The sequence below is a fragment of the Leucobacter sp. NPDC077196 genome, assembly GCF_040687075.1.
Lineage (GTDB): Bacteria > Actinomycetota > Actinomycetes > Actinomycetales > Microbacteriaceae > Leucobacter.
Genome location: NZ_JBFBML010000006.1, coordinates 164,086 through 175,405, shown reverse-complemented (window position 1 = coordinate 175,405; position 11,320 = coordinate 164,086). Strand labels below are relative to the sequence as shown.

Here is an 11,320-nt window from a genome sequence, read left to right as displayed (position 1 = left end):
AACTCTGGTGGATACGGGCGTGGCATGTTGGTGAGCCTTTCATGGAGGCCATCGACTAGCTACCCCGAGTGGAAACCAAACTGTAGGTCAGGTCAGAATGTCACCTAAACGTGCATCAGACCCCATCGAAGAGTTCGTTGATGCTGGCGAGTCTGCCCGCAAGGCAGACCGGCCCGAGCTGATGCGAATGATCAAGTATGTGGCCGAACACCAGGTCAACTACTGCATCGTGCACAAAGTGGATCGGCTTGCACGTAACCGGGCCGACGACGTCGCCATCCATCTCGCACTGCGTGACGCGGGGGTCATGCTCGTCTCCGCCAGTGAGAACATTGACGAGACCCCGTCAGGCATGCTGCTGCACGGCATCATGTCATCGATCGCAGAGTTTTATTCACGAAACCTCGCCACCGAGACGGTGAAGGGACTCACACAAAAGGCAGCGCAGGGCGGCACTATCAATCGTGCGCCGATCGGGTACGTCAACATTGGCGTGCGTGATGAACGCGGCCGCGAGAGCCGCACCGTGAAAGTCGACGAAGAACGAGCCCGCCACATCACCTGGGCGTTCCAGGTATATGCCTCAGGCCGTTGGACGCTCTCTCAAATCCATCGCGAACTCATCGCCCGCGGCCTCACCACACTGCCAACTCCGAAGCGCCCCTCGAAACCGATCGCGATCTCAACCTTGCACCGGTTGCTGTCGAACCCGTACTACAAGGGCGATGTGACGTTCAAAGGAGCCACCTACAAGGGCAGCCATGAAGCGATTGTGCCCAAAGAAGTCTGGTATCAGGTACAGGCCGTGCTCGACGCACACAAATCCGCAGCGGATGCCACGCAGGTGCATGACCACTACCTGAAGGGCACCGTCTACTGCGGTCAGTGCGGCGAGCGGCTGATCATCACGAACGCGAAGAACCGGCACGGCAACGTCTACCCGTACTTCGTGTGCTCGGGTAGGCACTCTGGAAAGACCGAGTGCACAAGGCAAGCGATGCTTATCGAAGATGCCGAGCGGCTCATAGAGAAGTACTACGAGATGATCGAAGTGTCACCCGGGATGCGGCAAGACCTCGCTGGAAAGATCCACGCAGACTTCGACCTACTCATGGCGAACGAGACGAAAGAACTCTCGCGACTCACAAGCGAGCGGGACCGGCTCGATGACGAACGGATGAAGCTCTTAAAGGCCCACTATGCGGGTGCGGTTCCGATCGACCTGTTGAAGCAGGAGCAGGATCGCATCGCGGATCAGATCGGAGACATTCAGCACCGAATCGAAGCGCACCACGATGAATATGCGTCAGCGAGAGCAAACCTCGATGACTCGCTCGGGCTGCTCGCCAACATCGTCAGCGTGTATGAGCGTGCTGATGACGCAAACCGACGACTGTGCAATCAGGCGTTCTTTCACCGGATCTTCATCGAGGAAGAAGGAGATGTACGGGTCGAGTACGAGCGGCCCTTCGGTTCACTCTGCGACACCGAGGAGCAGATGAACGCGTTGAACTGGGCGGCTGAAGCGAAAAAGAAGGGAGAGGTTCAACCCGGACAAAGAGTGGAGACTCTTGTCGAGGGTTTGAACCTCTCCCATTTGGGGTGGCTAACGGGACTTGAACCCGCGACCACCGGCACCACAAGCCGGTGCTCTACCGACTGAGCTATAGCCACCATGCTGACCGGACTCGCGCTAGCGCGTCAGGCAACCAGATCATCATAACGCACTCGCGGGCGCCAATGCCAAACCGGCGCGGCCGACGCGCGAGTCGCGCACATGGTGCTGGGGAGGGGGCGTGGGCGATGCGCCCTAGGCAGACGTGTCGCCGGATCCAGCGTTGCCACCGTTCGCCGGAGCTTCGCCGCTCACGAGCGAAGCGAATCGTTCCGTCGCGCCCTGCGCGTGCGTGGCAGCGGCCGCTTTATCGGGTCCCGGCCCGGGCACCATGACGGCGTCGCGGAAGTAGGCGAGCTCCTGAATCGATTCTGCGATATCGGCGAGCGCGCGGTGCCCGCCCCGCTTCTCGGGCGCGCCGAAGTACGCGGCCGGGTACCAGCGTCGGCTGAGCTCCTTGATCGTCGACACGTCGATGCTGCGGTAGTGCAGGCGCTCCTCGAGCGTGGGGAGGTACTTCGCGATGAACCGGCGGTCCATGCCAATCGTGTTCCCCGCGACGAGGGGCCGGCGCCCCGACGTGATGAAACGCTGCAGGTATGCGATGACCTGCTGCTCGGCATCCTCGAGCGTCGCACCTTCGGCGATACGCGGGAGCAGCCCTGACTTCTCGTGCATGGAGCGGACGAAGTCGTTCATGTGCTCGAGCGCTTCGACGCCCGGATTGATGACGATCTCGAAACCGGGATCGAGCGGGGTGAGTTCGAAATCCGTGACGATGACGGCGATTTCGCACAGCCCGTCTTGGTCGACATCGAGTCCGGTCATTTCGCAGTCGATCCAGACGATCTGGTCAGCTGGCGTATTCGGCACGGTGGCTCCTCGGTGCAGTGTCGTGGTGCGGGCGCGCGCCCGCAATCGATTCAGTCTACTGGCGAGGATCCGGACCATCCCGGTGCGCCCCTTGGCAGGGCGCGAGTGGTGGACACTCTAAGCTGGAAGCTATGGCTGTTCTTCCCATCGTGATCTCCGGTGAACCCGTATTGCATCGCCCTGCCGCCCCTGTCTCAGCGTTCGATGACGAACTACGCACGCTCGTGGATGATCTCTTCGAGACGACGGTCGCAGCTCCCGGCGTCGGGCTCGCCGCGCCGCAGGTGGGCGTCGGTCTGAGCGTGTTCGTGTGGATGTACGACGACCAGGATGAGGGCCCGGAACGCGGTGCTGCGATCAATCCAGAGTTGTGGATCACGCCGCCAGAGCCCGGACTGCCCGGCGAGGACGAAGTCGAGGGCTGCCTGTCTTTCCCGGGGGAGCGGTTTGCACTGCGCAGATCCCCTCGGGCACTGCTGCGTGCGCAGGATGTCGACGGAAAGCCGTTCGAGGTATCGGCGAGCGGGTGGTTCGCGCGCATTCTGCAGCATGAATTCGACCACCTCAACGGATTGCTCTACGTCGATCGTCTCGTGCACCCCGAGCATCGCGGCGCGCAGAAGGCACAGCGCAAGAATGGATGGGGGAAGCCCGGGTTGAGCTGGCTCCCCGGCGTGGACGACCTGGAAGGCTGAGGATCGGGCACGCTCCGACTCCCTGAGGAGTTCGACGCGACGATCGTAAGCGACGCGACCTTACGGCTCAGGAACCGCCTTCGGCGCATTTGGCTGCCGCGTCGCCGGCGTGATCGACCACGCGAGCGCAGCTACCGCGATCAGCGCGGCCGTCGCTCCGAACGCCCAGCCGAATCCCGCGAGGTCGACGATGGCGCCTGCGATGAGCGGGCCCAGCACCCCGCCGAGATCGCTGGTCATCGAGTACGCCGCCACGACGGACCCGCCGCGCCGTTGCGCGAGAATGTCGGCGAGCACGGCCTGCTGGCCCGGATTCACGAGCGCCGAGCCCGCGCCGGCGGCGAACATCACGACCAGCGCGATCCAGAGCTCCGGGGCGAATGGGAACGCCGCATATGTGAAAGCGAGAATCACCGAACCCGTGATGAGCAACGGCTTGCGACCAATCGAGTCGTTCCACCTGCCAGACGGGAAGATGAGCACTGCATTGCCGGCGGCGTAGGCGGCGAGCACCCAGGCGGCCATCGTCGCGTCGCCGTGGAACGTCGCGGCGACGAGGAGTGGAATGACGGAGACCCGCACCCCGAACGAAGACCACCCGAACGCGAACACCGACAGCAGCAGCGTGCGGTACTGCGGCACGCGCAGCGCGGCGCGCAGCGTCATGGACTCGTCCCCGTCTATGGATCCGCGCGGGGCGCGGTCGGCGAGCGCCGATCGCCTGAGCGCGATGGCGACGACGGTCGCCGCGGCGATGAGGGTGAAGAAGTAGAAGACGAATGGCGCGCGAAGCCCGAATATCGCGACGGCGCCCCCGAGTACGGGGCCGAGGAGACCGCCGAGCAGGAAGCCGGCGGCGTTGACGCTCGCGACGCGTCCACGGGCTGAAGGAGGACTGACCTTGATGAGCAGAGCGGTCGCGGCGACGGTGAACATGGCGGATCCGATGCCCCCGATCCCGCGCAGCACCACGAACTGCGTGTAGTTCGCCGCGAGCGCAGCGGCCCCCGTCGACACCGCGACGATGAGGATCCCGATGATATAGGTGCGCCGTTCGCCGAGCCGGCCCACCACCCAGCCGGCCATCGGCGCCGAGACGAGGCGCATGAGTGCGAACGCGCTGACGATGGCCGAGGCGGCGAAATTCGAGACATCGAATTCGAGCGCGAACTGGGGGATGGCGGGGGCGACGACACCGTATCCGAGTGCGACGGTGAAGCCGCCCGCGACCAGGGCCCAGACTTCGAAGGGAAGCTTCGCCTGCTTTCGGGTGCGCACGCGGTCACGTCCCTTCGGTCTCGCCGCAGCGATCGCGGAACTCCCAGTGCCTCCGGCAGGATTCGAACCTGCGACCAACGGATTAGAAGGCCGTTGCTCTATCCACTGAGCTACGGAGGCAACTCTACGAGCGTACACCGAGTTCAGTGCGCTCGCAGTCGGCGAGCGTACACCGAGTTCAGTGCGCTCGCGGTCGGCGAGCGTACACCGAGTTCAGTGCGCTCGCGGTCGGCTCAGCGGTGCGCTTCGGGTTTTCGCTCATACATCGCGCGATCTGCGAGCGCGACCGCATCGGCGAGCGTTGCCAGACCAGGAACGGCGGCGGCCACACCCATTGCGGCGGACACGCCCGCGTTCTCGAGCTCGGCGTTGAAACGGGCGAAGTGGGAGGCCGCCTCTCGAGTGGTGACCCCGTTGGCGAGGATCGCAAACTCGTCACCGCCGATGCGGGCGACGCGGTGCACCTGGGTCGTCGCCGCGTTGAGCGCCTCGGCGGCTTGCGTGAGCAATCGATCGCCCGCCACATGCCCCTGGGTATCGTTGACGCCCTTCAGCCCGTTGAGGTCGATGATCGCGACGGAGACCGGGTCGCCGAACGCATCGACACGTTCCTGGGCATCCGCGAGTACACGATTCCAGCCTCGGCGATTCAGGAGCCCGGTCAGGGCGTCGGTGTGGGCGAGGGCGTCGGCGATAGCGATCCTGCGTCGTTCCCGGTCGATGCCGCGAGAGAGTTCCAGCTGCGAGGCGAGCAGTTCGCTCAGGAGTCGGATGAGTTCTTCGTCTACCGTTTCGCCCTCGGTGAGCGGCGTCTCGCGCACGCCGCAGAGCACTCCGAACAGGGCGCCGTCGTCGTCGCGAATCGTGTACCCGGCGTAGGATCCGACGCGTTGAGAGGCTCGCAGGTCGGCGTACTGCGGATCCTGACGCGAATCGGGCACCACATGCGCCGCGCCTGCCGACATCCTGCTGCAGAACGACTCGTGCCAGTCGACGCGGTCGCCGACCGAGATGACCTGATCATGATGCACGTGAACGTGAATCTGTTCGCCGTTCGTGACTCGGGAGACCGACCAGTCGGTGAGCGGCGTGTGCTCGTTCAAGTAGGCCACCACGCGCTCCGCCGACTGCGTGAAACTGAGCGCACCGTTGAGCGGCTCGGTCATCGGCGCGTCGTCTCGATCGGGGAGTCGCAGCGGACGGACCGTGAGAGCGCGCTCATGTGGCACGCTCCGCTTTCGCGGCGGCCTTCGCCGCCCGCTTGGTCTCTCGCACCCGCTGCAGCGATTCGGGCGATGTGATGTCGGCGACGCTTCTGAATGAGCCGGGCTCGCCGTATGCGCCAGCGGCACTTTCCCAGCCCTCGCCGGAGAATCCGAGCTGCTTGCCGATGAGGGCGAGGAAGATTCGGGCCTTCTGATCGCCGAAGCCCGGAAGCGACTTGAGTCGTTTGAGCACCGTCTTCCCATCGGGTGACCCATTGGTCCAGATGGCGGCGGCATCGCCGTCCCATTCGTCGACAATGGTCTGGCACAGCGTCTGCACGCGCGTCGCCATCGAACCTGGGAAGCGGTGCACTGCCGGGGTCTCCTTGAACACGGCGAGGAAGCGCTCGGGATCGGCGCCGGCGATTGCCGCGGCGTCGACTGGGCCGAAGCGCTCCTGAATCTTGAGCGGACCGACGAAGGCGACCTCCATGGCGATCTGCTGATCGAGCAGCATGCCGATGAGCAGGGCGAGCGGATTGTGCGTCAACAGCTCGTCGGCCGCTGAATCGTCGGTGAGGTGCAGACTCATGATGTCAGTGTAGTGACGCCGGGGCTATTCGAACCGATTGACCATGGCGAGCGCCGCGCGCTCCACGTAATCGCGGAACGCGGCGTCGTGCATGGGCGCGAGTTCCACGGCGTCGAGGGCTGCATGCATGTGCCGAAGCCAGCGGTCGCGTGCATCGGGTGTGACCGCGAATGGCTGGTGCCGCATGCGCAGTCGCGGGTGGCCGCGCTGCTCGGAATACGTCGTCGGGCCTCCCCAGTACTGCTCGAGGAACGCCTGCAGACGCCAGGTCGCCCCCTCCCAGTCCTCGTCGGGGTACATCGGTGCGAGCACGGGGTCTTCGCGCACACCGCGATAGAACTCGGTCGCGATGCGCTCGAAGGTGGGCGTTCCGCCGACCTGCGACCACAGAGTCTCGGTAACGGCATCGCCGGTTTCCCCAGAACGAAGGGTGAGGCGGGGGCCGGGTTGAGGCGTGTCGTTCATTCAGCACCTCCAGGTTGTTTCGGCAGCTGATCAGCGAGCGTGATGTCGTGCTCGCCGAACTTGCGGCGCAGTTCGGCTCGAATGCCTCGCTGCACCTCCCACTGCGCTTCGGGTCGTGTTTTTACGATAAGCCGCAGCGTCGCGCGGTCGCCGAAGATGCTCTCCAGACCGAGGAGTTCGGGTGAGCCGGTCACCTTGCGCGCGTACTTCTCTGATCGGAGCAATTCGCGCGCTGCGTCGAGTGCGACGTCTGAGACGCGCGACATGTCTTGTCGGGCATCGACTGTAAAGTCGATGATCGCCTGGCCCCAGCCCTGAGAGGCGTTGCCGAGGTTCAAGATCTCCCCGTTGCGGATGAACCAGAGCGTGCCGTCGATCGCGCGCACCTGAGTCACACGAATGCCGACGTCTTCAACGGTTCCGCTGATCGCGCCGATCGTCACGAAGTCGCCGACGCCGAGCTGATCCTCGAAGACCATGAAGATGCCATTCAGCAGATCTTTCACGATGTTCTGCGCGCCGAAGGCGAGCCCTGCTGCAACGATGCCCGCGGAGGTGAGCAGCGCCGCGAGATCGACGTTGAGTTGCGCGAGGATCAGGATCACCGCGATGACGACGATGACCCAGGTGATCACGGCACGCCCGACCGTGCCAAGCGTGCGCGTGCGCTGCACGGCGCGCGCGCTGACGTACGGGGCGGCCCGCATTTCGGACGTGGTGTCGACGTCCTGCGCCTTCTTCACACCGCGCACCACGTGCGTCACGGTGCGCATGAGCAGCTTCCGCAGCAACCAGTTCAGCAGCAGCGCCGCGGTCACGATCACTGCGATCGCGAGCGGCACCTGATACGTGGTCAGGAAGCTCTGGAATGCGTTCCCGACCACTTCCTCCACGTCGTCGACACCGTCCACTCAGGCCTCCTGATCCGCTGCCTGAACGCGCAGGGCGCGTTCCACACCCGACAGGTGCTCGGTGATCATCCGTCGCAGGGCAGCCGGAGCGTCGGTGTTGTCGTCGAGCCAAGCGCGCGTCGAAACCGCCAGCGGCTCGTTCGCGAGCTCTGCGGGGTAGAAGCCCTCGACGAGTTCTTCTGCAATTGCGTAACTGCGCGACTCCCACACCGGCAGCAACGCGTCGAAGAAGCGCGTGACGTAGGGCTCGAGCAGTGCGACGTCGTGCACGCGGGTAAACCCGGCAGCGGTCGCCCGCACGATCGCGTTCGGCTGATCGGACTCGTCGAACACCGTAGCCCACGCTCGCGCCTTATCCTCTGCGCCGGGTAAAGCGGCCCGCGCGTGCGCAGCGGACTGATTACCGTTGGCCGTGCGGTCCTCGGCGAGTCTGGCATCGATCTGCTCGGACGTCGCCCGTCCGCCGGCCGCCAGCGCGACGAGCAGCTCCCAGCCCAGGTCGGTGTCGATGGCAAGCCCGTCGAGCTGCCGAGTACCATCGAACACCGCCTGCACGGTATCGAGTTGCGCGTCACTCGAGGCGAGTTGCGCGAACGACTTCACGAACTGGAACTGGCGGTCTGATCCGGGCTCGGCGCTCGAAGCGAGGGTCCAGAGAGCCTCCGCCGCCTTCTCGAGCATGGCATCGCGGCGATCGCGTGAGACGTAGCTCGCCGACGCAAGCGTCAGCTGGCCAAGCACGGTACGCAAGGTCGTGGAGCCGGTTTCGCTGCCGACGTGGGCGAGCACGATGTCGATGAAGCGGCTGGCGGGGAACTCGCCGTCGCGCGTGGCGTCCCACAGCGTGCCCCAGAGAAGCGCGCGGGTGAGGGAGTCCTCAGCCTTGCCGAGGTGCTGCGCCGCTGTGTCGAGCGAGCGGTCGTCGAGGCGGATCTTCGCGTACGTCAGGTCATCGTCGTTGAGCAGCAGCAGCGCTGGCTGTGACGTGCCGACCAGTTCGGGTACCTGGGTGAGCTCGCCGTCGACATCGAGCTCGATGCGTTGCGTGCGGTGCAGCACGTCGCCGTCGAGCGCATAGAGCCCGAGTGCGATGCGGTGCGGTCGGAGTGTCGGATGATCGGCATGCGCCGTCTGCGCAACGGCGAAGCTCGCGTAACGGCCATCGTCGTCGAGTTCGAAGACGGGGCGGAGCGTGTTGACGCCTGCGGTCTCCAGCCAGAGCTTCGACCAGCCAGCGAGGTCTCGGCCGCTGCGGGCTTCGAGCTCGGTGAGGAGGTCGGGCAACTCCGTGTTCGAGTGGTGGTGCTTCACGAAATAGTCGTGCACGCCCTGCATGAAGGGTTCACGGCCCACCCACGCGACGAGCTGCTTGAGCACCGAGGCTCCCTTTGCGTACGTGATGCCGTCGAAGTTCACGAGCACGTCTTCGAGGTCACGAATGGGGGCGACGATGGGGTGGGTCGATGGCAGCTGATCCTGCCGGTATGCCCACGACTTCTCAGAGGCCGCGAACGTCGTCCAGCAATCGGACCATTCGGTCGCCTCTGCGACGCCGAGCGTCGACATGTACTCGGCGAACGATTCGTTGAGCCACAGGTCGTTCCACCACCGCATCGTCACGAGGTCCCCGAACCACATATGGGCGAGCTCGTGGAGGATCGTGACGACGCGGCGCTCGCGCGTCGCATCGGTCACCTGGCTGCGGAAGACGTATGCCTCGGTGAACGTCACGGCGCCCACGTTCTCCATTGCGCCCATGTTGTACTCGGGAACAAAGAGCTGGTCGTACTTGTCGAACGGGTAGGCGTAATCGAACTGCTCCTCGAAGAACTCGAACCCCTCCCGGGTCTTCTCGAAGATGTAATCAGCGTCGAGGTGCACCGCGAGCGACTCCCGGCAGAAGACGCCGAGAGGGATGGTGCGGCCGTCACGACTCGTGAGCTCGGAGCGCACCACGTGGTAGGGGCCGGCGATGAGCGCGGTGATGTAGCTCGACATCACCGGGGTGGGATCGAACGACCAGGTCGCGATCTCCTGCTCCGGCCAGTCCTCGCCCTGGGCAGCGGCCTTCGTGCCGGCGCCGACGGGTGCGGGAGTCGGCTGGTTGCTCACGATCTGCCAGCGCGCGGGAGCTGTGATCGTGAACGAGAACGTCGCCTTCAGGTCGGGCTGCTCGAAGACCGGGAACATGCGGCGCGAATCGGGCACCTCGAACTGCGAATAGAGGTAGACCTCGCCATCAGCCGGATCGACGAAGCGGTGCAGCCCCTCGCCCGTGTTCGTGTAGCGCTGCGTCGATGCGATGCGCAGCACGTTCTGCTCCGCGAGCCGGGGGAGCTGGATGCGCGAGTCGGCGAATACCACCTCTGGATCAAGTGCTTCGCCATTCAGATCGACGCTGTCGACTGAGTCGGCGATGAGGTCGATGAAGGTCGCCGCACCGGGCGTGCCACTGAAATGCACGGTCGTGACCGCCGCGAAGCGCTCGGCTCCAGCCGTGAGATCGAGCGCCACCTCGTAGCGCTGCGTCGCGACGACGGCGGCTCGCTCCTGGGCTTCTGCACGGGTGAGATTCGTTCCTGGCACTGATGCTCCTGACGATGGGGAATACGTATGGCTCCAGCCTAGGCCCGACCTTCGACATAGGTGATGAAACCGCTGAACGTGCTGTGTGAAGGCGGGCGCGAGGGCTGATGGCCGCCCGCGCCGTCGCCTTACAGTGGAGTCATGGAACGCGCACTCGGCACCTCAGATCTCCTCGTCTCGTCCGTCGGGCTCGGCTGCAACAATTTCGGCCGGCCGGGAGCCTTCACCGAGGACCAGCACGGAACCGACGCCGTCATCGGAGCGGCGATCGACGCTGGCATCACATTCTTCGACACCGCCGACCTCTACGGGTACGCCTTCGGGCGCAGCGAAGAGATGATGGGACGCGCACTCGGAGCGCGGCGCGACGAGATCGTGCTCGCCACCAAGTTCGGGCATCCCGATGCGCAGGCCCCGTACCGCGGACGCCGAGGTTCACGAGAGTTCATCAGAGCCTCGATCGAGGGGTCGCTCACGCGGTTGCAGACGGACCGCATCGACCTCTACCAGATGCATGTCCCGGATCCGGAGACGCCCATCGCTGAAACCCTCGCCGCGCTCGACGAGCTCGTGCGCGAGGGGAAGGTGCGCAGCATCGGCCACTCGAACTTCTCCGCAGCGCAGATGCATGAGGCCGCGGGCGCAGCGGCAGCAGGGGGAGTTACGGCCTTCGTGTCGGCCCAGAACGAGCTCAGCTTGGTGCGGCGAGAGGCAGACCGAGAAGTAGTACCAGCCGCCCGGGAGCTCGGACTCGGGTTCCTCCCGTACTTCCCGCTGGCCAACGGGCTGCTCACGGGCAAGTTCGCCCGCGATCGCTTCCCCGAGGACTCGCGCATCATGCGGCAGCGCCCCCACGTCGCGGAGCACGCCGACTGGGATGCCCTCGACGCGTACCGGGCGCACTGCGCCGACTGGGGAGTCACGATGCTCGAAGCGACGTTCGGCTGGTTGCTCGATCATGCGCCGGTCGCGAGCGTCATCGCGGGAGCATCGACCCCGGACCAGGTCCGTCAGAATGCGATCGCCGGTGAGCGCTGGCGCCCGGATGACGCCCAGCGCGAACGCATCGAAGCCCTCTTCCCGGTGCCGGCGGCCTGAAG

9 protein-coding genes, 2 tRNA genes and 1 pseudogene are annotated in these 11,320 nt (G+C 65.1%); 3 read left to right on the top strand and 9 right to left on the bottom strand.

Annotation, left to right across the window (positions count from 1 at the left end):
* Positions 1 to 97: 97 nt before the first annotated feature.
* A pseudogene (locus tag AB0O71_RS08535) lies at positions 98 to 1,024 on the top strand (recombinase family protein); the annotation flags it as partial.
* 574 nt (positions 1,025 to 1,598) lie between these two features.
* Here the strand turns inward: AB0O71_RS08535 and AB0O71_RS08530 are convergent.
* Positions 1,599 to 1,674, bottom strand: a tRNA-His gene (locus AB0O71_RS08530).
* Positions 1,675 to 1,810: 136 nt separating this feature from the next.
* Complete coding sequence (gene orn, locus AB0O71_RS08525) at positions 1,811 to 2,488, bottom strand: oligoribonuclease (protein WP_363744229.1); 678 nt, start codon at positions 2,486 to 2,488, stop codon at positions 1,811 to 1,813.
* A gap of 131 nt (positions 2,489 to 2,619) precedes the next feature.
* Between orn and def the strand changes: the two genes are divergently transcribed.
* Positions 2,620 to 3,183 (top strand): peptide deformylase, encoded by a 564-nt coding sequence (gene def / locus AB0O71_RS08520; RefSeq protein WP_363744227.1) that lies wholly within the window; start codon positions 2,620 to 2,622, stop codon positions 3,181 to 3,183.
* Between the two features lie 60 nt (positions 3,184 to 3,243).
* On the opposite strand, the gene AB0O71_RS08515 is transcribed toward def, so the two are convergent.
* The 7 genes from AB0O71_RS08515 to pepN form a co-directional block, all read right to left on the bottom strand.
* Positions 3,244 to 4,461, bottom strand: coding sequence for an MFS transporter (locus AB0O71_RS08515; RefSeq protein WP_363744225.1), 1,218 nt, complete (start codon positions 4,459 to 4,461; stop codon positions 3,244 to 3,246).
* Positions 4,462 to 4,508: 47 nt separating this feature from the next.
* Positions 4,509 to 4,581, bottom strand: a tRNA-Arg gene (locus AB0O71_RS08510).
* Positions 4,582 to 4,694: 113 nt separating this feature from the next.
* Positions 4,695 to 5,627 (bottom strand): GGDEF domain-containing protein, encoded by a 933-nt coding sequence (locus AB0O71_RS08505; protein ID WP_363744223.1) that lies wholly within the window; start codon positions 5,625 to 5,627, stop codon positions 4,695 to 4,697.
* Between the two features lie 52 nt (positions 5,628 to 5,679).
* Entirely contained in the window at positions 5,680 to 6,258 is a 579-nt protein-coding gene (locus AB0O71_RS08500; RefSeq protein ID WP_363744221.1) for an HhH-GPD-type base excision DNA repair protein, read from the bottom strand.
* A 24-nt stretch (positions 6,259 to 6,282) separates the two neighbouring features.
* Positions 6,283 to 6,723, bottom strand: a complete 441-nt coding sequence (locus tag AB0O71_RS08495; protein WP_363744219.1) for a globin — start codon at positions 6,721 to 6,723, stop codon at positions 6,283 to 6,285.
* Positions 6,720 to 7,634, bottom strand: coding sequence for a mechanosensitive ion channel family protein (locus tag AB0O71_RS08490; protein ID WP_363744217.1), 915 nt, complete (start codon positions 7,632 to 7,634; stop codon positions 6,720 to 6,722). The genes AB0O71_RS08495 and AB0O71_RS08490 overlap by 4 nt, the downstream gene beginning before the upstream one ends.
* The gene (gene pepN / locus AB0O71_RS08485; protein WP_363744215.1) at positions 7,635 to 10,220 is read right to left on the bottom strand and encodes an aminopeptidase N; all 2,586 of its coding nucleotides are present in this window, start codon (positions 10,218 to 10,220) and stop codon (positions 7,635 to 7,637) included.
* A gap of 141 nt (positions 10,221 to 10,361) precedes the next feature.
* On the opposite strand from pepN, the gene AB0O71_RS08480 reads away from it, so the two are divergent.
* On the top strand, positions 10,362 to 11,318 hold the full coding sequence (locus tag AB0O71_RS08480; protein ID WP_363744213.1) for an aldo/keto reductase: 957 nt from the start codon (positions 10,362 to 10,364) through the stop codon (positions 11,316 to 11,318).
* The last annotated feature ends 2 nt before the right edge of the window (positions 11,319 to 11,320 follow it).